A 23,338-nucleotide genomic window follows, 5' to 3' on the forward strand; every position below is an offset into this window, starting at 1 on the left:
TTCAGGCAGGACGCCGAATTCCACGGGCGCCGGGCATCGAGGCGGTCGCCCCCAAAGAGACAAGAACAGGCAGGGAGAGCCCGATGATGGACCACGACGACGGAGACGCCCTCGAAGTCCAGGACTGGCTGGAGTCGCTCGAAGCGCTGAAGGAGCGGCGCGGCGAGGGCCGTGCGAGCCACATCGTCGACGCCGTGCTCGAGGCGGCGCGGCGCGAGTGGCTCTACGTTCCCCAATCCCTGACGACGCCCTACCGCAACACGATCCCCGTCGCCGAGCAGCCGCAGCTTCCCGGCGACCGCGCGCTCGAGCGCAAGCTGCGCTCCATCATCCGCTGGAACGCGCTCGCCATCATTCTGCGCGCCAACAAGGAGAGCTCGGAACTCGGCGGCCACATCGCCAGCTTCCAGTCGGCCGCGACCCTCTACGACATCGGCTTCGGCCATTTCTGGCACGCGCCGACGGAGGGGCATGGCGGCGACCTGATCTTCGTGCAGGGCCATTCCTCGCCCGGCATCTACGCCCGCGCCTTCCTCGAAGGACGCCTGACGGAAGAGCAGCTGCTCAACTACCGGCAGGAGACCGAAGGCAAGGGCATCTCGAGCTACCCCCATCCCTGGCTGATGCCGGACTTCTGGCAGTTCCCGACCGTCTCGATGGGCCTTGGGCCGCTGATGGCGATCTATCAGGCGCGGTTTCTGAAATATCTCGAAAGCCGTGGATTTGCTGAAACAGCAAATCGCAAGGTCTGGGCCTTCATGGGCGACGGCGAGATGGACGAGCCGGAGTCGATGGGCGCGATCTCGCTCGCGGGCCGCGAAAAGCTCGACAACCTGATCTTCGTCATCAACTGCAACCTGCAGCGCCTCGACGGACCCGTGCGCGGCAACGGCAAGATCGTCCAGGAGCTCGAGAGCAACTTCCGCGGCGCCGGGTGGAACGTCATCAAGGTGCTCTGGGGCACCGGCTGGGACGCGCTGATCGAGAAAGACAAGTCCGGCATGCTGCTGAAGCGCATGGAGGAGTGCGTCGACGGCGAGTACCAGACCTTCAAGTCGAAGAGCGGCGCCTATGTGCGCGAGCACTTCTTCGGGAAATACGAGGAGACCAGGGCCCTCGTCGCCGACATGAGCGACGACGACATCTGGAAGCTGACCCGCGGCGGCCATGACTCCGCGAAGGTGTTCGCGGCCTATGCGGCGGCGGTGAAGCACACGGGCCAGCCGACGCTCATTCTGCCGAAGACCGTCAAGGGCTACGGCATGGGCGAAAGCGGCGAAGGCCAGATGATCGCCCACCAGGCCAAGAAGATGACGGCCGGGGCGTTGAAGGGCTTCCGCGACCGTTTCCAGATCCCGGTGTCGGACGAGGACCTCGACAAGGTCCCCTTCATCAAGCTGCCCGAAGACGCGCCCGAGATGCAGTATCTGCGGGCCCAGCGCGCGGCGCTCGGCGGCTCGCTGCCGCAGCGGCGGCAGAAGTCCGAAGCGCTCGAGATCCCGGCGCTGTCGAGCTTCCAGCGCCTGCTCGACAACTCCGGCGAGCGCGAGATCTCGACCACCATGGCCTTCGTGCAGATGCTCGGAAGCCTCGTGCGCGACAAGCAGATCGGCAAGCGCATCGTGCCGATCGTGCCGGACGAGAGCCGCACCTTCGGCATGGAGGGCATGTTCCGCCAACTCGGCATCTACTCGTCGGTCGGCCAGCTCTACCGGCCGGAAGACGCCGACCAGCTGATGTACTACCGCGAGGACAAGCAGGGGCAGGTGCTGCAGGAGGGCATCAACGAAGGCGGCGCGATGTCGAGCTGGATCGTGGCGGCGACGTCCTACAGCACGAACAACGTGCCCATGATCCCGTTCTACATTTTCTACTCGATGTTCGGACTCCAGCGCGTCGGCGACCTCGCCTGGCTCGCCGGCGACATGCGCGCCCGCGGCTTCCTGCTCGGCGGCACCGCCGGCCGCACCACGCTGAATGGCGAGGGCCTGCAGCACGAGGACGGGCACAGCCACGTCTTCGCGGCCGCGATCCCGAACTGCATCTCCTACGACCCGACCTTCGCGTATGAGGTCGTCACGATTATCCGCGACGGCATGCGGCGGATGTATCAGGAGCAGGAGGACGTCTACTACTACGTCACCCTGATGAACGAGAACTACGCCCACCCCGGCATGGCCGAGGCCGCGGCGGGAGACGAGACCGAGGAGGGCATCCTTCGCGGGCTCTATCTGCTGCGCAAGGGCGAGCGCCAGGCGTCGGGCAAGACCGTCCAGCTCGTCGGATCGGGCACGATCCTGCGCGAGGTCATCGCCGCCGCCGAACTCCTCGAGAAGGACTTCGGGGTCGCGGCCAACATCTGGTCCGCCACGAGCTTCAACGAGCTGCGCCGCGACGGCATGGCGGCGGAGCGCTGGAACATGCTGCATCCGACCGAGGATCGGCGGAAGAGCTGGGTCGAGGCCAAGCTCGGCGCGCATGACGGGCCGGTGATCGCCTCGACCGACTACGTCCGCAACTACGCCGACCAGATCCGCGAATACGTGACCGCGGCCGGAAAGCGCTACGTCGTGCTCGGCACCGACGGGTTCGGGCGCAGCGACTACCGGGTGAACCTCAGACGCTTCTTCGAGGTGGACCGCCACTATGTGGCGGTGGCCGCGCTGAAGGCGTTGGCGGACGAGAACATGCTGCCCTCCTCCGTCGCCGCCGAAGCGATCGCGAAGTACGGGCTCGACCAGGGGCGCGCCGCGCCCTGGACGGTCTGACGGCGACATTCGGAGGACAAGACGATGAGCAATGCGATCGACATCGAAGTCCCGGACATCGGCGACTTCACCGACGTTCCCGTCATCGAAATCTTCGTGAAGCCCGGCGACTCCGTGAAGGCGGAAGACCCGCTGATCTCGCTCGAATCCGAAAAGGCCACGATGGACGTGCCGTCTCCTCGGACGGGCGTCGTCAAATCGGTCTCGATCAAGGTCGGCGACAAGGTCAGCGCCGGCGTCGTGATCATGCAGATGGAAGGCGAGGGGGCTCCGGCCGCCGCCGCCGAGGCGCCTGCGCGCACGAACCTCACCGCGCCGCCGCCGTCCGTCAGCGCGCCGACCGGCGTCGCCGAGGTGCGGGTGCCCGACATCGGCGACTTCAAGGACGTGCCGGTCATCGAGATCTTCGTGAAGCCGGGCGACGAGGTGAAGGCCGAGGATCCGCTGCTCGCGCTCGAAAGCGAAAAGGCCACGATGGACGTGCCCTCGCCGCTGTCGGGCAAGGTGCAGGACATCCGCATCAAGGTCGGCGACAAGGTGAGCGAGGGCGCGGTCATTCTGACGCTCGCCTCCGGCGACGGGGCGGGCGTGACGGCCGCGACGCCGGCGCCCGCGGTGAGCGCCGCCGCGGCTGCGGCGCCGGCGGCTCCCGCGTCAGCGCCGGGCGGGGCGATCGACGAAAAGGCCTTCACGCTCGCCTACGCCAGCCCCGCGGTGCGAGGCCTCGCCCGTGAGAAGGGCGTCGACCTCGGCAAGGTGACCGGATCCGGCAAGCACGGCCGCATCACCCGCGAGGACGTCGAGGCCTTCGCCCAGGGAGGCGGGAAAGTCGGCGGCGCGGCGGCGCCCGCCAAGGCCGCGTCCGGTCCTGCGGCCTCCGGCGGCGGGATCGGGGGCGTCGACCTGCTCCCCTGGCCCAAGGTCGACTTCGCCAAATACGGGCCGGTCGAGCGCAAGGAGCTTAGCCGGATCAAGAAGATCTCCGGCGCAAACCTCCATCGCAACTGGGTGGTGATCCCGCACGTCACCAACCACGAGGAGGCCGACATCACCGACCTCGAGCAGTTCCGCGTCCGCATGAACAAGGAGCTGGAGAAGAGCGGCGTGAAGCTGTCGCTGCTGCCCTTCATGGTGAAGGCCGCGGTCTCGGCGCTGAAGAAGTTCCCCGAGTTCAACGCCAGCCTCGACGGCGACAGCCTCGTCTACAAGAACTACTGGCACATCGGCTTCGCGGCCGACACGCCGAACGGTCTGATGGTCCCGGTGATCAAGGACGCGGACAAGAAGTCGATCCCCGAGATCGGCAAGGAGATGAACGACCTCGCCAAGCTTGCGCGCGAGGGCAAGATCAAGCCCGCCGACATGCAGGGCGGGACGTTCTCGATCTCCTCGCTCGGCGGCCTCGGCGGCACCTACTTCACGCCGATCATCAACGCGCCCGAAGTCGCGATCATGGGCGTGTGCAAGAGCTTCTGGAAGCAGCACTCCGCCGACGGCAAGAACTGGGAGGCGCGGCTGACGCTTCCTCTGTCCCTCTCATGGGACCACCGCGTGATCGACGGCGCCGCCGCCGCCCGCTTCAACACCCACTTCGCCGCTGTCCTCGCGGACATGCGGCGCGTGCTGTTCTGAGAGGGAGGGCGACGAGATGGCGAACCAGATCGAAGTGAAGGTTCCGGACATCGGCGACTTCAAGGACGTCGCCGTGATCGAGGTGCTGGTGACGCCCGGCGAGACGATCCGGGTCGACACCAGCCTCATCATGGTGGAATCCGACAAGGCCTCGATGGAGATCCCGTCCTCGACGGCGGGCGTGGTCAAGGACATCCGGGTCAAGGTCGACGACAAGGTCTCGGAAGGCGCGGTGATCCTGACCGTCGAGGCGGCGGCCGACACGGCCTCCGCCTCCGCGCCGAAGGACGCGGCCGCGGCTCCGGCCGCCTCGGCGCCCTCGGCGGCGGCCCCCGCGCCATCCGCCGCCCCGGCGCCGGCCGCCGCGGTTTACGGCGGCAAGGCCGACATCGAGTGCGAGGTCGTGGTGATGGGCGCAGGCCCCGGCGGTTACTCGGCGGCCTTCCGCTCCGCCGATCTCGGCATGAAGACGGTGCTGGTCGAGCGCTACGCGACGCTCGGCGGCGTGTGCCTCAATGTCGGTTGCATCCCGTCCAAGGCGCTGCTGCACTCGGCCTTCATCGTGGATGAGGTGGCGGCGCTTAGCCGCCACGGCATCTCGTTCGGCGCGCCGCAGGTCGATCTCGACAAGCTGCGCGGCTTCAAGGACGGGGTGATCGCCAAACTCACCGGCGGTCTCGCGGGCATGGCCAAAATGCGCAAGGTCGAGGTCGTCACAGGCGTCGGCGCCTTCCTCGATCCGCACCATCTCGAGGTCGAGACCTCGTCGGGCAAGAAGACGGTGAAGTTCGCCAAGGCGATCATCGCCGCCGGCTCGCAGGCGGTGAAACTGCCGTTCCTGCCGGAGGATCCGCGCATCGTGGATTCGACCGGCGCGCTGCTGCTGAAGTCGATCCCCAAGCGCATGCTCGTCATCGGCGGCGGAATCATCGGGCTCGAGATGGCGACGGTCTATTCCACGCTGAGCGCGCGCGTCGACGTCGTCGAGATGCTCGACGGCCTGATGCCGGGCGCGGACCGGGACCTCGTGAAGGTGTGGGAGAAGAAGAACGCTCCCCGCTTCGACAACGTCATGCTCAAGACCAAGACGGTCGGCGCCAAGGCGACCGAGGCCGGCATCGAGGTGACGTTCGAGGGCGAGAAGGCTCCGGCCGGGCCACAGCTCTACGACCTGGTGCTGGTCGCGGTCGGCCGTTCGCCGAACGGCAAGAAAATCGGCGCGGAGAAGGCCGGCGTCGCGGTCGGCGACCGCGGCTTCATCTCCACGACCAAACAGATGACCACCAACGTGGCTCACATCTACGCCATCGGCGACATCGTCGGGCAGCCGATGCTGGCCCACAAGGCGGTGCACGAGGCCCATGTCGCGGCCGAAGCCGCGAACGGCCAGCCCTCGCATTTCGACGCGCGCCAGATCCCCTCGGTCGCCTACACCGACCCGGAGATCGCCTGGACGGGCAAGACCGAGGAGCAATGCAAGGCCGAGGGGATCAAATACGGCAAGTCGGTGTTCCCCTGGGCGGCCTCGGGCCGCGCCATCGCCAACGGCCGCGACGAGGGCTTCACGAAGCTCATCTTCGACGAGGCGACGCACCGGGTGATCGGCGGCGGGATCGTCGGCACGAACGCCGGCGACCTGATCAGCGAGATCTGCCTCGCGGTCGAGATGGGCTGCGAGCCGGCCGACATCGGCAAGACCATCCATCCGCATCCGACGCTCGGCGAGTCCATCGGCATGGCGGCGGAAGTGTTCGAGGGCGTCTGCACCGACCTGCCGCCGCAGAAGAGAAGTAGCGCCGGCGTCCAGGATCGCTTGAACGCGTTCTGGTATATGGTATGCCAAGATGCGGGCGTGTCCGCCGCCGTTCGAGACATGCGGCGGCGGCGAGCCTGTCTGGAAGAAAGTTCAACGACAAGATTGCCAGAGTTGCTCTAAAGGGAGCAAATGCTGCGCGGCCGTGGGCGTACGCCCGCACGGTCCGCAATCCCACCCAATGTCGTCGTTTGACGGCCGCTCTCCTTTCCGGCTGTTCCGCCGGAGCATGATCCAAGGGTTCTAGGGGGTCCTTAGTGAAAATCGGTTCGCCAAAAGAGACGTTCGCAGGGGAGTCGCGCGTCGCGATGACGCCCGACAGCGCGGCGCAGCTTCAAAAACTTGGCCATGAGTGCCTGATCGAGGCCGGCGCCGGCGCCGCCGCGGGCTATCTCGACGACGCCTATCGCGCCGCGGGCGTCGAGGTGGTTCCGACCGCCGAGGACCTCTGGGCGAAGGCCGACGTCATCGCCAAGGTGCGCCCGCCGGAGGACGCCGAGGCGTCGCGGCTCTCTTCGGGCAAGACCCTGATCTCGTTCTTCTACCCGGCGCAGAGCGAAGAGCTGCTGAAGCGTTGCGCCGACACCGGCGCGACCGTCGTCGCGATGGACATGGTGCCCCGCATCAGCCGCGCGCAGAAGATGGACGCGCTGTCGTCGATGGCGAACATCGCCGGCTATCGCGCGGTGATCGAGGCCGGCGCCAACTTCGGCCGCTTCTTCACCGGCCAGGTGACCGCCGCGGGCAAGGTGCCCCCGGCCAAGGTGCTGGTGATCGGCGCGGGCGTCGCGGGACTGGCCGCGATCGGCACCGCGACCTCGCTCGGCGCCGTCACCTATGCGTTCGATGTGCGCCCGGAAGTCGCCGAGCAGATCGAGTCGATGGGCGCGAATTTCGTGTTCCTCGACTTCGAGGAGAGCCAAGCCGACGGCGCAGCGACCGGCGGTTACGCGGCTCCCTCGAGCCCCGAATTCCGCGAGAAGCAGCTGGCCAAGTTCCGCGAGCTCGCGCCCGAGATGGACATCGTCATCTCGACCGCGCTGATCCCGGGACGCCCGGCGCCCAAGCTCTGGCTCGCCGACATGGTGGCGATGATGAAGCCGGGCTCGGTGGTGATCGACCTCGCGGCCGAGCGCGGCGGCAACTGCGACCTCACGGTCCCGGACCAGAAGGTCGTGAGCCCCAACGGCGTGACGATCGTCGGCTACACCGACTTCCCGAGCCGCATGGCGACCCAGTCGAGCGCGCTCTCCACCAACATCCGCCACATGATGACGGACCTGACGCCCGAGAAGGACGGCGTCATCGTCCACAACATGGAGGACGACGTCATCCGGGGCGCGACGGTGACCCATGCGGGCGCCGTCACCTTCCCGCCGCCGCCGCCCAAGATCGCGGCAATCGCGGCCCAGAAGCCGAAGGAGAAGGCCAAGGAGCTGACGCCTGAGGAGAAGCGCGCCAAGGAGCTCGCGGGCTTCAAGGCTCAGACCAAGCCAGGTAACGACGCTCGCTGCCGGCGCGGCCGTCATGCTGCTCGTCGGCGCCTTCGCGCCCGCGAGCTTCATGGCGCATTTCGTCGTGTTCGTGCTCGCCTGCTTCGTCGGCTTCCAGGTGATCTGGAACGTCAGCCACTCGCTGCACACGCCGCTGATGGCCGTCACCAACGCCATTTCGGGCATCGTGATCATCGGCGCGCTGCTGCAGATCGGCTCGAGCTCGACGATCGTGGCGATTCTCGCGGCCATTTCGGTGCTGATCGCGACCATCAACATCGTCGGCGGCTTCCTGGTCACGCGCCGGATGCTCGCCATGTTCCAGAAGTCGTGAGGGCGATCCCATGAGCATCGGAATCGTCTCCGCCGCCTATATCGCGGCCGCGGTCCTCTTCATCCTCTCGCTCGGCGGCCTCGGGCCAGGCGCAAGCGCGCGCGCCGTGTGGTACGGCATCGTGGGCATGGCCGTGGCGGTCCTCGCCACAATCCTCGGCCCGGGCGTTGGGCATCTGTGGCTCGTCATCCTGATGGTCCTGATCGGCTCGGCCGCCGGCTGGTACGTAGCCGGCAAGGTCCAGATGACCGAGATGCCGCAGCTCGTCGCGGCGCTGCACAGCTTCGTCGGCCTCGCCGCGGTGTTCATCGGCTACAACGCCGACATCGAGCTCTCCCACGTCCAGTCGCTCGACGAGGCGGGGCGCGCGGCGCTCACCGGCTTCGCCGCGATCCTCGCGCACAAGTCGGGCGTCGAGATCGCGATCCTGAAGGTCGAGGTGTTCCTCGGCGTCTTCATCGGCGCGGTGACGTTCACCGGCTCCGTGGTGGCCTTCGGCAAGCTCGCCGGCAAGGTCGACGGCAAGGCCGTCAAGCTGCCGGGCGGCCATGCGCTGAACGCCGGCGCCGCGGCCGGGTCGCTGCTGCTGCTGATCCTCTACTGCAACGGCGCGGGCATCTGGGCGCTGATCCTGATGACGGCGCTCGCGCTGTTCATCGGCTGGCACCTGATCATGGGCATCGGCGGCGCCGACATGCCCGTCGTCGTCTCGATGCTGAACTCCTATTCCGGCTGGGCCGCGGCCGCGATCGGCTTCACGCTCGGCAACGACCTGCTGATCGTGGTCGGCGCGCTGGTCGGCTCCTCGGGCGCGATCCTGTCCTATATCATGTGCAAGGCGATGAACCGGAGCTTCATCTCGGTCATCCTGGGCGGCTTCGGCACGACCACCGGCCCCGCGCAGGTGATCGAGGGCGAGCAGGTGGCGATCGACGCCGCCGGCGTCGCGGCGGCCCTCAACGACGCCGACAGCGTCATCATCATTCCGGGCTACGGCATGGCGGTGGCGCAGGCGCAAGGCTCGATCTCGGAGCTGACCCGCAAGCTGCGCGCGTCCGGCAAGACGGTGCGCTTCGCCATCCACCCGGTGGCGGGGCGCCTGCCCGGCCACATGAACGTGCTGCTCGCCGAGGCCAAGGTGCCGTACGACATCGTCCTCGAAATGGACGAGATCAACGAGGACTTCCCCTCGACCGACGTCGCGATCGTGGTGGGCTCGAACGACATCGTGAACCCGGCGGCCCAGGACGACCCGAACTCTCCGATCGCCGGCATGCCGGTGCTCGAATGCTGGAAAGCGCGTCAGGTGTTCGTCTCGAAGCGCGGCCAGGGCGCGGGCTATTCGGGCATCGAGAACCCGCTGTTCTTCAAGGAGAACACGCGCATGTTCTACGGCGACGCCAAGGCCTCGGTCGACAAGCTGCTGCCGATGATCAACTGAGGCTGCGGACGGCCGAACAAGGAGGCGCGGCGAGCGATCGCCGCGCCTCTTTTCGTTTCGAGCATCGGCCTGCCGGGGCTGGCCTTGTCTCCGCCTCCGCACGCTCCGGGCGGTCGGTTGGCTCGCGCCGCCCTTGCGTCGGCGGAGCCGGGCGTCGGCGATCGGCCGGATCGTGGATCTCCGATTCGGAAGGCGCGGACGCCGGAGACGGGGCGCCCGGAGCGCGGCGCCGGAGCACGACGCCTTCAGGCTGACCCGCCACGTCATGCCCGCGTCTTGGCGGGCGTCCGCGACTTCGACCTAAGGCTCGCCGGTGGGGAACGTCGTGGATGCCGGGGCCGCCGGGCATCACGGCGGGAGCGGACGAGATCGCATCACGCTTCAGCCGGCTCGCTCGCGAAGCCTGTGAGGCGGCGCCGGCCGCATCGTCCCTCGCTCCCCTTGCACCCAGACACAAAAAAACGGCGAGCCCACGTTGGAGCTCGCCGTGTCCATAAGTTATGCCCGGGCCGAGGGAGGAGGAAAGCCCGCGCGACTGCGCATGGAAGTTCGTCGTGGGCGGCCCCCCGGCAGGGCGCCGCCCTAGACCTCGTCAATTCGTGGGAAGGTGGAAGACCGTGAGCTGGCCGCCGAGAGCGGTGTAGTTGGCGAGCGCCGCGTAGCCGCCGACCGCGCCGAGGCCTTCGGTGCCGCCGGTGAGGCCCGCCGCGAGGCCGATGCCCGCCCAGCCGCCGACGCCCGAGAGCACCGCGACGTACTGCTTGCCCTTGTTCTCATAGGTCATGACGTTGCCGATGATGCCCGACGGCGTCTTGAACTTGTAAAGCTCCTTGCCGGTCTTGGCGTCGACGGCCTTCAGGTAGCCTTCGAGCGTACCGTAGAACACGATGTCGCCGGCGGTCGCGAGAGCGCCCGACCACACCGAGAACTGCTCCTTGTTCGACCAGACGATCTTGCCCTTGAGGTTGTCCCAGGCGACGAAGTTGCCCATGCCGCCATGGCTGTTGGGGGCCGGGTACATCGACAGCGTCGCGCCGACATAGGGCTGGCCCGCAGTGTAGCTCACGCGGAACGGCTCGTAGTCCATGCAGACGTGGTTGGTCGGCAGGTAGAACAGCTCGGTCTTCGGCGAATAGGCCGAGGGCTGCTGGTCCTTGGTGCCAAGCGCCGCCGGGCAGATGCCCTGGCTGTTGGTGTCTTCGCCGTTCTGCTCGGTCGAGTATTTGGCGACGACCAGCGGGCGGCCGTAGGTCTTGGACGACTTGTCCATGTCGATCTTGGTGGCCCAGTTCACCGCCGGGTCGAACTTCTCCGCCACCAGCAGCTCGCCGGTCACGCGGTCGAGCGTGTAGGCGAAGCCGTTGCGGTCGGGATGCGTCAGCAGGTGGCGCTCCTTGCCGTCGATCTTCTGATCCGTGAGGATCATCTCGTTGACGCCGTCGTAGTCCCACTCGTCATGCGGGGTCATCTGGTAGACCCTTGGCCATGCCCGTGTCGGCGTCGCGCGCCCAGATGGTCATCGACCACTTGTTGTCGCCGGGGCGCTGCTTGGGGTTCCAGGTCGAGGGGTTGCCCGAGCCGTAATAGATCAGGTTGAGCTTCGGGTCGTAGGAGTACCAGCCCCAGGTGGAGCCGCCGCCGATCTTCCACTGATCGCCTTCCCAGGTCTTCAGCGACGAGTCCTTGCCGATCGGCTTGCCGAGCTCGGTGGTCTTCTCCGGGTCGACAAGCAGCTGGTCGTCCGGGCCGACCGAGTAGCCGCGCCACACGCGCTTGCCGTCGGCGATGTTGTAGGCCGTGAGGGAGCCCTGGACGCCGAACTCGCCGCCCGAGATGCCGACGATCAGCTTGTCCTTCACCGGCATCACGGTCGCGGTGTTGGTCTCGCCCTTCTTCGGGTCGCCGTTCTGGACCGACCACTTCTTCTGGCCCGTCTTGGCGTCGAGCGCGACGACGGTCGTGTCGGCCTGGTGCAGGAAGATCATGCCGTCGGCGTAGGCGACGCCGCGGTTGACCGTGTCGCAGCACATCACCGGCACGACGTTGTTGTCCTGCTTGGGCTCGTACTTCCAGATGATCTTGCCTTCCTCGTTGAGGTTGAGGGCGTAGACCGTGTTCGGGAAGGGCGTGTGCACGTACATGATGTCGCCGACCACGAGCGGGCCGCCCTCATGTCCGCGAAGCACGCCGGTCGAGAACGACCAGGCCACCGTCAGCTTCTTGACGTTGTCCTTGTTGATCTGGTCGAGCTTGGAATAGCGGTGTTGGCGTAATCGCCGGTCTGGATGCCCCACTGCTTGGGGTCTTTCACGATGGCTTCCACGCTGTCGTTGGCGAAAGCCGGAACGGTTCCGGCGAGCAACGATGCGCCGAGCCCGAGAAACAGTGCGCGTTTCATGGACGTCCTCCGAAAAAGCGGGCGGCGGCGCCGGCGTTACGGCATTCTTTTTCGCCCCGTGGGCGTCCCGTCCGCAGAGGACTGTGAAACTGCTAATAAGGGCGCGAAACCGTAGAGCCGGCTTCCCGGGGTCGGCTGGGAGATTTTCCCGATCTTGCGCGAGAGGCTTGCGCGCAAGCCTCCAGTTTCGGACACCAAGACGTTGAGCTGAAAGGCGAAAGCCATGTCCTTGCTGACTGGACTCATGCTGCGCGTCTTCGCCGTCGTGGCCGCCTGTCTGGCGGGCGCCAGCGCCTGGACCATGGTCGAGGCCAACCAGTCCATAAGAACCGAGCTCGCCGCCACCGCGACCCGCGTCCAGACCGAGGCGCGGTCGCTCGCCTGGCGTGAGGTGATGTTCCGCGGCAACGAGGGCTCGCAGGCGCGGCTGGCCTTTCCCGAGTGGCGCACGGCGAATTCGCTCAGGATCGTCGGGCCGGGCTATTGCGTGACGCTCGAATGGAACGGCGACGCGCCGGCGCGGGTGTGCGGCGGCGATCCCGGCCGCAAGACCGGCGCCGCTCCGGAGTGGTTTTCGAACTTCAACGCCGCATTGTTCGGACCGATCGAACCGGAGCTGAGAACCGTCACCTCGGGCCGGCACGAGGTCGGGACCATCCGCGCCGAGGCCGACCAGGCGATCGTGGACTGGCAGGCCTGGCGGCAGGTCAGCGTGGTGGTGGGGGTCGCGGGCGCGATGGCGGTCGCGATCGCGCTTCTGGCGAGCTTCGCCATCGGGCATGCGCTGCGGCCCGCCGAGGTCATCACGCGCGGCCTGAAGAAGCTCGAGGACGGCGACCTGAGTGTCCGCCTGCCGAGTTTCGCGGCGCGCGAATTCGCGCAGGTGGCGAGCGCCTTCAACGAGCTTTCCGAGCGCCTCGCGCGCTCGACCGAGCAGCGCGCGGCGGTGACGCGGCGCCTGTTCCAGGTGCAGGAGGACGAGCGCCGCTCGCTCGCCCGCGACCTTCACGACGAGTTCGGCCAGTGCCTCGCCGCGACGCGCGCGCTTGCGGCCGCGGTCGCGGTCAGCTCGCGCGACCGGCCGGCGGTCTGGGACAGCGCGCGGGAGATCGGCGTGATCAGCGAGGGCATGGCGGCGACGCTGCGGAGCACGCTCGCGCGGTTGCGGCCTCCCGAGCTCGACGAGATCGGCCTGCGGCCGAGCCTCGAGCATTTGGTCTCCGGCTGGAACGCCCGGACCGCGACCGCGACGCGGCGGCCGACCTTCCGCCTCGAGGTTTCGGACGATTTCGACGACCTCGCGGCCCCGACCGCGCTCGCCGTCTATCGCATCGCGCAGGAGGGGCTCACCAACGCCGCCAAGCACGGGGCGCCGAGTCTCGTGCGCATCAGGGTGGCGCGCGTCTCGGCGCCCGAGCCGGGCGTCGCGGTCTCGGTCGACGACGACGGCGGCGGCGACGCAAGCGCGCTTTCCGGAGGCGGGACCGGCCACGGCCTCATCGGCATCCGCGAGCGCGTCGACGCGCTCGGCGGCCGCTTCGTGGCCGAGGCGTCGGACCTCGGCGGCGTCAGGATCGCGGCGAGCCTTCCGCTCGGCGCGGCGTCGGCGATGGCGGCTTGATCCGATGGGCGACCGCACCGTTCTCCTCGTCGACGATCATCCCGTGGTCCGGGCCGGCTACCGGCGGCTGATCGAGATGCAGCCCGGCTATTGCGTGATCGCCGAGGCCGACAGCGCTTCCGCCGCCTATCTCGCCTATCGCCGGGCCCCGGCCGACCTCGTGATCATCGACCTCACCATGCCGGGCACCAGCGGCCTCGAGGGCATCCGCCGGATCAAGGCGGTGGACCGCAAGGCGCGCATCCTCGTCTTCACCATGCATGACGGGCTGTCCTACGCGCTGAAAGCCTTTGAGGCGGGCGCGTCGGGCTATGTCACCAAGTCGAGCCCGCCCGAGGCGTTGATCTCGGCGATGGAGCAGATCTGCCACGGCGGCAAGGCGGTGAGCGACGACATCGCGCGCGAGATCGCGGCCGAGCGGCTGCTCGGCCGGCGCTCCGCCGTCGAGGGGCTCGGGCCGCGCGAGGTCGAGATCCTCAAGCTGATCGCCTCGGGCATGACCACCGAGGAGATCGCCGACGCGCTCTCGCTCAGCCAGAAGACGATCCAGAACTACCACTCGGCCATCAAGGCCAAGCTCGACGCGCGCACCGACGCGCGGCTGGTGCGCATCGCGATCGACGCCGGGTTGATCGACCTCTCGCCGGCGGACGTCGCTTGAGCGTCAACGCGCCGGGACGGTCACGACCGGGCCGCCGCCCTGGGGCGTCTCTGCGAGCGACATCAGCATCTGGATGACCGAGAAGGCGAGCTTGCTGTCGAAGTCGTCGTTCTCGATCCAGTAGGCGCGGCCGCGATAGTCGATGCGGGAGAATGCGTCCTTGGGGGCCTTCTCGCCGCTGCGCACCACGACGGCGGGCCGGCGCAGGATGTCGGCGTAGCTCGCCGTGCCCATGGTCGAGCCGCGCGAGACGTCGGCCTCCGACACCTCGACTTCGGAGGCGACGAAGCTCAGCACGCCGAGCATCGAGCGGGTCAGCACCGAGACCTTGCCGCCGGCCGAGGGCGCGCGGCCATAGACGACCTCGGCCTCCGTGGAGCCCGGCCTGAAGCCGAGCATCGCCCGCGTCTCGTCGGCGACGGCGCGCGACGCCGGGTCTCCGCCGGCCGCGATGGTCAGCATCAGCCGGCCGGCGGCCTTGGCCTTCGGGTCGCCGCCGCCCTTCTGGTCAAGCCGCACGCCGATGAGGTCGGCCTTCTGCAGCCGGCGCAGGTTCACGAGGAGCTTGGCGAAGCCCGACGAGCCGCCGCGGCCGCCCGATTCGAGCAGCCGCACATTGGTCAGCCCGTTGACCGACTGCACCGACAGGCGGAACAGCACGTCGACCGGGATGCCGCTCACCGTCAGCGGCAGCAGCTCGCTCGGCGAGAGCGGGCGCACGAAGCTCTGCGCGAGCGCCTCGCCGGTGACGGGCTGATAGGTGAAGGTCGGGGTCTGGCCGACGGTGACGCCGGGCGTGCCGACGACCGAATTCCAGCCCGCGGACGGCACAAGGCTCGCGCCCACCGTCTGCTGCAGCGAATAGCCGGAGATCACCTGCGTGGTCTTCAGGAACACCGGGAAATCGCCGTAGCGCAGCCGCACCACGTTGAGCAGCGTCTGGGCCTTCTGGCTGTCGCCGAGCGACTCGGAGTAGCCGATCTGGTCCTGGTAGAGCCGCTCGGGCGCGAAGCTCGAGCAGCCCGAGAGGCTAAGCGACGCCACGGCGCCGAGGCTCAGGATGAGTTTCGAGATGCCGGCCCCCGCCCGTTTCATCGCGCGACCCTAGCGGCGCGGGGCCACGCCGAAAACCCTCGGTCGGCGTTATGGCGACCACGCGTCGCAAGTTAGGGCAGGGCGCGCCGGCGGGGCGAACGGCCGCCGGCGCGAGGAGACTTCAGGGCTTGGCGCGGGTCTCAAGCCCCGCCCATTTCGCCGCGAAGGCCCACATGTCCGCGACCTCGGCGATCATCTTGTCGGTCGGCTTGCCGCCGCCGTGGCCGGCGCGCGCCTCGACGCGGAGAAGGCGCGGCTTGGGGCCGAGATCGGCGGCCTGGAGCGCCGCGACATATTTGAAGGTGTGGCTCGGGACCACGCGGTCGTCGGTGTCGGCGGTGACGGCGAGCACCGCGGGATAGTCCGCGCCGGACCGGACGTTGTGATAGGGCGAGTAGGCGATGAGCGTCGCGAAGTCCGTGTCCTTGGCCGGGTCGCCATATTCGTCGACCCAGAACTGCCCGCCGGTGAAGCGGGGGAAGCGGACCATGTCCATCACGCCGACGCCTGGAATGGCGGCGGCGAACAGGTCCGGCCGCTGGTTGGCGACGGCGCCGACGAGAAGTCCGCCGTTCGACTCGCCCTGGATCACGAGGCCGTCCTGCGAGGCGATCCCCTGCGCCTTCAGGAACTCGCCCGCCGCGATGTAGTCGTCGAACACGTTCTGCTTGTTGGCCCGCCGGCCGGCGTCGTGCCAGGCCTTGCCGTATTCGCCGCCGCCGCGAAGGTTGGCGACGGCCGCGACGCCGCCCTGTTCGACCCAGGCGAGGAGCGGCGGCGAGTAGAACGGCGCGAGCGGAATGCCGAAGCCGCCATAGCCGTAAAGCAGAGTCGGCGCCGGCCCCTCGACGTCCTTGCGGCGGATGACGAAGATCGGGATCTTGGCCCCGTCCTTCGATCCGTAGAAGCGCTGCTCCACCACGATCCTGTCGAGGTCGATCGGGACCTTGGGCGCGGCCCAGACCGTGCTGGCGCCGGTCTCGACGTCGTAGCGATAGATCGTGGTCGGGGCGTTGTAGCTCGTGAAGACATAGAAGACCTCACGGTCGCTCGCCTCGCCGAGGAAGCCGCCCGCGGTCCCGACGCCCGGCAGCTCCCTCGCCCGCCGGCGTCCCGTCGGTCTCGAAGCGCCGGACGCGCGTCTTGACGTCCTCGAGATAGGTCAGGATCAGCTTGCCGCCGAGCAGGCCGCCGCCGCTCAGGACCGTCTGGCGCTCCGGGATGAGGTCGCTGAAGACCGGCTCGTCGCCGCCGAGGTCCATCGCCAGGACCTTGCCGCGGGCCGCGCCCTTGTTGGTCATGACGTAGAGCGTCGGTCCCTCGTTTCCGACCACGTACCAGAAGTCGCCGTCGGCGGCCGCCACCGTCTTCGGCCGCCAGTCGGCGCTGTCGAGATCGATGATCGTCAGCGCGTTGTTGCCGGCGCCGGGCGTCGAATAGACCGCGAGATAGCGGCCGTCGTCGGTCGCCTCGACCGAGTGGATGAAGTGCGGCCGCTCGGGGTCGGAATAGACGAGGCGGTCGGCGGACTGCGGCGTCCCGAGCGCGTGATGGTACACCGCATGGCCCGAGACCCCGGCCTGGAAGGTTCCGCCGGCCACGGGCTCGGGAAAGCGCGTGTAGAAGAAGCCCGCGCCGTCCTTCGACCAGGCGATCGAGGCGAAGCGGGCCCACTCGATCTTGTCGTCCAGCACGTCGCCGGTGTCGACGTTCACGACCCTGATCACGCGCCAATCCGAGCCGTCGTGCTGGATCCCGTAGGCGACGTGCTTGCCGTCCTTGGAGGGCGCCCATTCGCCGAGCGCGGTGGCGCCGTCCTGCGACCAGCCGTTCGGATCGATGAGGAGGCGGTCCTTGCCCGCGGCGCCGTCGCGCACATGCAGCGCCGCCTGGTTGTCGAGGCCGGCGTTGCGGGTGAAGAAATAGCGGTCGCCGCGCTTGCGGGGCGGGGCGAGCCGCTCGTAGTTCAGCAGCGCCGAAAGCCGGTCGCGGAAGATCTTCCTGCCCGGCAGGGCCTCGAGATAGGCCTCCGTGACGTCGTTCTGCGCCGCGACCGCCGCGACCTCGCCGTCTTCCCGGATGTCGTTCTCCAGCCACCGGTAGGGATCGGAGACCTTCTGTCCGAAATGGTCCTCCACCAGTTCGACGCGCTTGGTCTGGGGATGGGCGAATGCGGGCATGATCGTCTCCGATAGCGATTGGCGAATGAGGGCGAGGGGAGGGCGGCGACCGGCAGGGCGAGCGCCGCGCACAGCAGCGCGGCCCGGAGGGGCGGCGAAGGAGGCGAGGGGCTGCGCGTCACGGCCTGCCCCCGAAGACGTTCGGAATCACGGGATCGCAGATCGGCAGCGTGCTCGCCGCGCGGATCGCCTTCGCCATCTGCTCGACCACGTCTTCGAGCGTGAATGTCTGCTTGTGGCGGATCGCCGCGACGCTGATGGTCTCGTCCACGATCCGGATCGCCGCCACCATGGTGGCGGCGCACAGGCGCACGTCGAAATCCTTGACCGAGCGGTCGAGCCGGTCGGCCACGATCGCGATCAGGGCGTCCTCGGTCTCCTGACAGGACATCAGCCAGACCGAGCGCAAATCCGGCTCCTCCGGCATGACGGCGATGAGGCGCACGATCAGCACCTCGTCGGCGATCTCCTGCTGCGTCTTGGCGTCGAGCCGGAAGCACTCCCTGAGATGGGCCTCGATCGTGGCCTCGCGCGGCCAGCGCTTCAGCTTCTCCAGAAAGCCGCGGTGAGAGGCTGAGAACAGCGGGTCGACGCAACTCTCCTTGGTCCGGAAACCGCCAGACCGTGCGTTTGGAGAGCCCGGCCGCGGCGGCGATGTCGTCGCCGCTCGCGCCCGAGACGCCGCGCTCGAGGAAAAGCTTCGCGGCGTGGCGCGCGACCGACAAACGGGCGTCATCTCGATCGTCGACCATTGTTCCGCGTCGATGTGTGTCACTAAGTGACATTTATCGTGGCGCAAAGTGTCAGAAGTGGGGCGCGGTCGTCGACCATGCGCGATGGGCGCAGATGGCGGCCTCCGGCGCGGATGACGAAGTCGCGGACGGCGCACAAACTGTCTGGCGGATACGTATTTCTACCTATACGGTCCGTCGCGGCGATCGTCGCCGGTTGGGGGGTCCATGAAGCTCGTTCGGTCGGCGCGGCTGTGGTTCAAGGAAGGAACCTCGGACAAGCTCTACGAAGTCGATCTGATCGAGAACGACGCCCTTCAGTCCGACCAGCGCTTCATCGTCAATTTCCGTTACGGCCGCCGGGGCGCGACGCTGCGCGACGGGTCGAAGACGCCGCAGCCCGTCGCGGCCGCCGCTGCCGAAAAGATCTTCGACAGCATCGTCGTCTCCAAGGTGAACGACGGATATCGCCGGACGACCAGCCCGCCGCCGCCGCCCAGACCCCCGAAGCCCCCGGGGCGTCCGGCCCGACCGCCCTGCAGGGCGAGGCGCTCGACGGACGCGGCCGCGAGCTGATCGCGCGGCTCGAGGCCTGCGTGCGAAGCCCCTGGCCCGCCCGCGACCTCGACCGGCTGGTCTGGCGCATCGGCCAGCTGAAGCTTCGCGCCGCCGGTTCCTTGCTCGTCGAGCTCGCGTCGCGGATCGGTCCTTCGGAGGCGAGCTACTCGCTCGTCTGGGCGCTTGCGCGCGCTGGGCAGGAACGCGCCGCGCCGATGCTTTCGGAGGTCGCCGCCAAGTCGAAAAGCGCGCTGACCCACGACCTCGCACGTTTTGCGCTCGCTTCGACGCTGATGGGCGAGGCGCGGATCCACGACAGCCGCGACGGCGACATCCTCGACGCCGTCTCGCGCGCGGCCGCCGAGGCCGGCGGCCTCGTCCAGGCGCTTGTCGATCTCGGCTCGCGCGAGCCGGCCCGCGTCGGCGGCGATGGCGGCGCTCGCGCGTCGCGCGCAGGGCGATCGGGCGCGCCACGCCGCGCTCGTGGCCGCGATCCGGTCGCTGCCTGCGCGCCCGCCGTTCCTCATCGGCCTGCGCCGCCTCTTCAAGCACGCCGAGATGGCCGACGACGCCGCGCTGTTCGCCGTGACGGCGCGCGCCTTCGAGACCGCGCGGCCGATGTATGTCCGGCCGAACTATCCCAACGCCCGGCCCTGGATCCCGGAGCTCGGCGCGGGCGATCCGGATCGCCGACGTCGCGGGCCGGCCGGACGCGAAGGTCGGCCTCTCCAACGTCACGCTCGCCTATCTCAAGCGCCGCATCTGGCGCTCGCTGCGCAAGCGCGGCGAGGTCGGCGACCCGGCCTACGCCGAGCTCAGCTGCGGCTATCTGCTCAGCCTTCGGTCCGAAGACATGTCGCCCCCTGTCGTCAAGACGTTCTGGAAGCGCGGCGACAACGGGCGCTGGAGCCGCGAGGAGCGCGCGACCGGCGGAGGCCTCAACCGCAACTGGTCCGCGAGCCAGATCCTGCGCCGCGACGATCCGCTCGCCGAGCCGCGCTATGCGAGCCTCACCTTCGGCGAGAAGCCCTCCGACACGGGCGCAACCGAGCGCCCGGAGGCCTTCGCCGCGCTCTGGGACGCCCGGCCGGACCTCGCGCTCGATCTCGCGGCCGACGGCGCGGTCGAGCCCGTGTCGCGGCTCGGGGTGCGGGTGCTGAAGGCCAATCCCGGCTTCCTGAAGAGCGTCGACGCCGCGGCGCTGCTGCGCCTGCTGCGCTCGGTCGACGTCGCGGCCCAGGGGCTCGGCTTTTCGGAGGCGCGCGACCGCCTGGCGAGCGGCGAGGCCGATCCGGCGCTGCTCGCGGCGTTGCTCGCCGCCGACTTCCCCGAGGCGCGCCGCCTCGCCGTGACGCGGATCGACCGCGACCCCTCGCTGCCCTGGAGCGACGCCGGGCTCGGCCTTGCGGCGCTCACCTCTCCGCATGACGACCTCTCCGACACCGTGCCGCGCTGGGCGGGCGAGCGGCGCGTCGACGCCGTCGTCGGGGCCGAGCTCGCCGACCGCCTCGGCGCATGGCTTCTCGCCATCGCCCCGGAGCCCGAGGAGGCGACCCAGGCGCTTATCCGCCGGGTGCGCGAACGCATCGGCGCGCTCTGGCGCGACGGCGACATGCCGATCGGCCACGCGGCGATCGACGCGTTCGCCCATCCCGCGGCCGCGGTCGTGGCCGCCGGCATCGACATCCTGGCGCTTGCGGGCGCGGACGTGTCGTCGGTTCCGAACGAGCGCTGGGCCGCGCTGCTCGGCTCGTTCGAGACCGACGTCCAGAGCGCGGCGTTGCGCCTCTTCGGCCGGCTCGACGACGACACGCTCGCAAGCCATGCGAGCCTCGTCGTCGCCTTCGCCACCGCGCCCTCGAGCGAGCTCCGCCGCGCCGCCCGGCCGCTCGTCGTGCGGCTCGCGGCGCGCGATCCGGGCCTCGCCGAGCGCCTGTCGCGCGATCTGATCGACAGCCTGTTCCGGACCGCGCCCGACGAGGCCTATCCGGGCGACGTGGTGGCGCTGCTCAAGGAGGCGACGCCCGCGCAGGTCGCCGCCATCGATCCCGGGACGCTGTGGCGCCTGCTGCAGGCCCGCGCCAAGGGCGCGCAGCTGCTCGGCTCGACCGAGATCCAGAACCGCCCGGCCTCGCAGCTTTCTGTGCGCCAGATCGCGCGGCTCGGAAACCACCCGCATCTTGCCGCGCGGACATGGGCGCTCGCCGCGTTCCGCGACGATCCCGGCCGCTTCCAGAACGAGGCCGAGGACGCGGTGCTGCTGGTCGAAAGCGACTGGGACGACGCGCAGGAGTTCGCGCGCTCCTACTTCGACGGCTGGCCGGAGGACGCCTGGAGCCCGGCGGCGCTCGCCGTCGTCACCGACAGCGTGAAGCCCGACGTGCTCGCCTTCGCCCGCCGCCTGCTGCGCAGCCGCCTCGCCCCCGGCGACGCCGCGGCGCAGCTGACGCGCCTGCTCGAGCACCCCGCGCAGTCGATGCATCTGCTCGCCACCGAGCTCATGACCGAGGACGCCGCCGCAAGCGAGGAGGCGTTCGACAAGCTCCTGCCGCTCGCCCGCATCGTCATGCTGCAGGTCCACAAGGGACGCATCGCCAAGGACCGCGTCACGGCCTTCCTGCTGAAGGAGGCGCTGCGCGACCGCGGCCGAGCCGAGCGCGTCGCGCCGCTGTTCGCCGATCTCTCGATCGCCGGCGTCGCGCGCGACCGCGCCGCCGCGATCCTGGCGTTGCGCGACATCGGCGCGGCCCATCCGGGAATCGAGACACCGCTCAATCGGCGCGCGGCGCCCGTGAGGGCCGCCTGATGAATTTCGTGCATCGCTATTTCGGCGCGACCTCGGCGTCGTCGGACGCGCTTTCGACCGCGCTCGCCTTCGCGCCCGACCTCTTGCGCGAGCCCACTTATTTCGTCGGCAAGGTGCGCCGCCACCTGCCGTTCCGCGAGGCGATCTCGGCGCTGCATCACGTCGTGGTCTCGGACCTGCGCTTCAAGCCGAAGGACCGCACCGCCTATTTCGCCTGGCTGAAGGACCACGAGGAGCAGCTGCTCGCCGAGGCCGTCGCCGAGCGCGGCGCGGTGAGGGAGCGGATCGACGCGCTTCGCGTGGAGTTCGCCGACATCCACAAGCTGTCGAGCGAGATCATGCGCCCGTTCTACGGCGCCCAGAAGCGCTACTTCGACTGGCTCTACCAGAACAACCGCGACGCCTGGTTCGTGCTGGACCCGGTCATCACCGTCCATCCCGACGAGGTGTTCTTCGAGTGCTTCAGCCTCGACGAATCCACCTATGGCCGGCTGTCCTGCGACCACGACGTGTTCGAGCGCGTCGAGGAGATGGCCTGTGGCACCACCAACATCGACTACAGCCACGCGCTCTACGACGAGTTCCAGAAGATCCGCAGCTATCGCGACACCTCGCTCACCATCGAGCCCTCGGGCTTCGAGGTGCAGACGGCGGGCGAGGCCAATTTCCGCGAGGAGAAGATCGACCTGCCGGACAGCTGGATGCGCGGCTTCCTGCAGGTCTCGAGCGCGATGGCGCAGCCGGCCCACGTCGTCGACCTCGCTCCGGTCGACATGCACGCGATCCTCAGCCGTCTCGCGGCCAAGCGCGAGCGCCACGGGCCGCGGTCGCTGCGCTTCCTGCTGGAGCCCGACAAGCCGGTCGAGGTGCTGATCGAGCCGTGGAACGACCGGCTCACCTTCCGCCGCTCGATCTACAAGGGCTCCGAGCCCGCCGAGATCCGCATCTGGGGCCGGCGCCGGCTCGCCATCCTCGAACGCGCGCTGCCGCTCGCGAAATCGGTGCGGCTGCATCTGCTCGGCAGCGGCCTGCCGTCCTTCGCGGTCGTCGACTATGGCGGCCTGCGCTTCACGCTCGGGCTTTCGGGCTGGACCGCCAACGACTGGTCGCGCGCCGGCCAGTTCGACCTGCTCGCGCCCCGCACGGAGGTCGACGAGACCACCGCGCAAAAGGTGTTCGACGCGCTGAAGGGCCAGCATTTCGCGACCGTCCCCGAACTCGCCTTCGAGACGGGGCTCGACCGCTCGATCGTGGCTGGCGCGCTCGGCCTCTATGTGCAGGCGGGCCGCGCGATGTACGACCTCGACAAGGGCGTCTATCGCCTGCGCGAGCTCGTGCGCGACCCGCTGAAGCCCGGCGCGCTGCGCTTTTCTTCGGAACAGGAGGAGAAAGCCGACCGCTTCGTCGCGGCGAGGCTCGTCACGATCGGCTCGGTGGATACGCGCGAGGGAAAACGCGTCTCCGGCGAGGTGATGGACGACGGCAAGACGCATCATCCGCGCCTCGTCATCGACGCCGACGATCGGCTCTCGACCGCGGCCTGCGACTGCTGGTTCTACGGTCACAACAAGCTGATGCGCGGCCCCTGCGAGCACATGCTGGCGCTGCGCCGGCTCTATCACTTGGAGGTCGAGGGCAAGCCCCGCGCCTTCCGGGCGGAGGGCGTGGCGTGATGGTTTGCCATGCAGGCGCGGGAGCCGCGACGCTGTCCGTCCTCGCAAGGGGGAGGGGCGCGCGCGCGGCGCGTCCCGCGTTTTCGAGATTGATGGATCGGCGCGGGGCCCCTAAGCTCCGCGTCATGAGGGGC

Annotated in this window: 13 protein-coding genes and 2 pseudogenes; 10 read left to right on the forward strand and 5 right to left on the reverse strand. The window is 68.9% G+C overall.

The window, feature by feature from the left end; genetic code table 11:
• Nucleotides 1–83 precede the first annotated feature (83 nt).
• The 5 genes and pseudogenes from aceE to K6K41_RS20015 all read left to right on the forward strand — a co-directional run bounded on the left by aceE (nt 84) and on the right by K6K41_RS20015 (nt 9,481).
• Nucleotides 84–2,768: a pyruvate dehydrogenase (acetyl-transferring), homodimeric type gene (gene aceE, locus K6K41_RS19995; protein WP_261401955.1), complete on the forward strand. Its 2,685-nt coding sequence runs from the start codon at nt 84–86 to the stop codon at nt 2,766–2,768.
• A 24-nt stretch (nt 2,769–2,792) separates the two neighbouring features.
• Entirely contained in the window at nt 2,793–4,400 is a 1,608-nt protein-coding gene (locus tag K6K41_RS20000; RefSeq protein WP_261401956.1) for a dihydrolipoyllysine-residue acetyltransferase, read from the forward strand.
• Between the two features lie 16 nt (nt 4,401–4,416).
• The gene (gene lpdA / locus K6K41_RS20005; RefSeq protein WP_261401957.1) at nt 4,417–6,336 is read left to right on the forward strand and encodes a dihydrolipoyl dehydrogenase; all 1,920 of its coding nucleotides are present in this window, start codon (nt 4,417–4,419) and stop codon (nt 6,334–6,336) included.
• A gap of 134 nt (nt 6,337–6,470) precedes the next feature.
• Nucleotides 6,471–8,040 (forward strand): annotated as a pseudogene (locus K6K41_RS20010) (Re/Si-specific NAD(P)(+) transhydrogenase subunit alpha).
• Between the two features lie 10 nt (nt 8,041–8,050).
• A complete protein-coding gene (locus K6K41_RS20015; RefSeq protein ID WP_261401958.1) occupies nt 8,051–9,481 on the forward strand; it encodes an NAD(P)(+) transhydrogenase (Re/Si-specific) subunit beta in 1,431 nt (476 codons plus the stop codon).
• A gap of 592 nt (nt 9,482–10,073) precedes the next feature.
• Here the strand turns inward: K6K41_RS20015 and xoxF5 are convergent.
• Nucleotides 10,074–11,879, reverse strand: a pseudogene (gene xoxF5, locus K6K41_RS20020) (lanthanide-dependent methanol dehydrogenase XoxF5).
• A 223-nt stretch (nt 11,880–12,102) separates the two neighbouring features.
• Here xoxF5 and K6K41_RS20025 point away from each other — a divergent pair.
• A complete protein-coding gene (locus K6K41_RS20025) occupies nt 12,103–13,500 on the forward strand; it encodes a histidine kinase (RefSeq protein WP_261401959.1) in 1,398 nt (465 codons plus the stop codon).
• Nucleotides 13,501–13,504: 4 nt separating this feature from the next.
• The gene (locus K6K41_RS20030) at nt 13,505–14,161 is read left to right on the forward strand and encodes a response regulator (protein WP_261401960.1); all 657 of its coding nucleotides are present in this window, start codon (nt 13,505–13,507) and stop codon (nt 14,159–14,161) included.
• A gap of 3 nt (nt 14,162–14,164) precedes the next feature.
• Here the strand turns inward: K6K41_RS20030 and K6K41_RS20035 are convergent, their stop codons facing one another.
• The 4 genes from K6K41_RS20035 to K6K41_RS20050 all read right to left on the reverse strand — a co-directional run bounded on the left by K6K41_RS20035 (nt 14,165) and on the right by K6K41_RS20050 (nt 18,172).
• Nucleotides 14,165–15,256, reverse strand: a complete 1,092-nt coding sequence (locus tag K6K41_RS20035) for a hypothetical protein (protein WP_261401961.1) — start codon at nt 15,254–15,256, stop codon at nt 14,165–14,167.
• A 121-nt stretch (nt 15,257–15,377) separates the two neighbouring features.
• Entirely contained in the window at nt 15,378–16,178 is an 801-nt protein-coding gene (locus tag K6K41_RS20040; protein ID WP_261401962.1) for a prolyl oligopeptidase family serine peptidase, read from the reverse strand.
• A gap of 118 nt (nt 16,179–16,296) precedes the next feature.
• Nucleotides 16,297–17,436: a prolyl oligopeptidase family protein gene (locus K6K41_RS20045; RefSeq protein WP_261401963.1), complete on the reverse strand. Its 1,140-nt coding sequence runs from the start codon at nt 17,434–17,436 to the stop codon at nt 16,297–16,299.
• A 118-nt stretch (nt 17,437–17,554) separates the two neighbouring features.
• Nucleotides 17,555–18,172 (reverse strand): acyl-CoA-like ligand-binding transcription factor, encoded by a 618-nt coding sequence (locus K6K41_RS20050; protein WP_261401964.1) that lies wholly within the window; start codon nt 18,170–18,172, stop codon nt 17,555–17,557.
• A gap of 223 nt (nt 18,173–18,395) precedes the next feature.
• Here K6K41_RS20050 and K6K41_RS20055 point away from each other — a divergent pair, with 223 nt between their 5' ends.
• The 3 genes from K6K41_RS20055 to K6K41_RS20065 all read left to right on the forward strand — a co-directional run bounded on the left by K6K41_RS20055 (nt 18,396) and on the right by K6K41_RS20065 (nt 23,204).
• Nucleotides 18,396–18,743 carry a hypothetical protein gene (locus tag K6K41_RS20055; RefSeq protein ID WP_261401965.1) on the forward strand — a complete coding sequence of 116 codons (348 nt, stop codon included), beginning with the start codon at nt 18,396–18,398 and terminating at the stop codon, nt 18,741–18,743.
• A gap of 604 nt (nt 18,744–19,347) precedes the next feature.
• Nucleotides 19,348–21,531, forward strand: coding sequence for a hypothetical protein (locus K6K41_RS20060; RefSeq protein ID WP_261401966.1), 2,184 nt, complete (start codon nt 19,348–19,350; stop codon nt 21,529–21,531).
• Nucleotides 21,531–23,204 carry an SWIM zinc finger family protein gene (locus tag K6K41_RS20065; protein ID WP_261401967.1) on the forward strand — a complete coding sequence of 558 codons (1,674 nt, stop codon included), beginning with the start codon at nt 21,531–21,533 and terminating at the stop codon, nt 23,202–23,204. Before K6K41_RS20060 ends, K6K41_RS20065 begins: the two co-directional genes overlap by 1 nt.
• Nucleotides 23,205–23,338: the final 134 nt, after the last annotated feature.

Source organism: Chenggangzhangella methanolivorans, assembly GCF_019797865.1.
In the GTDB taxonomy this organism is placed as follows: Bacteria; Pseudomonadota; Alphaproteobacteria; order Rhizobiales; family Methylopilaceae; genus Methylopila; species Methylopila methanolivorans.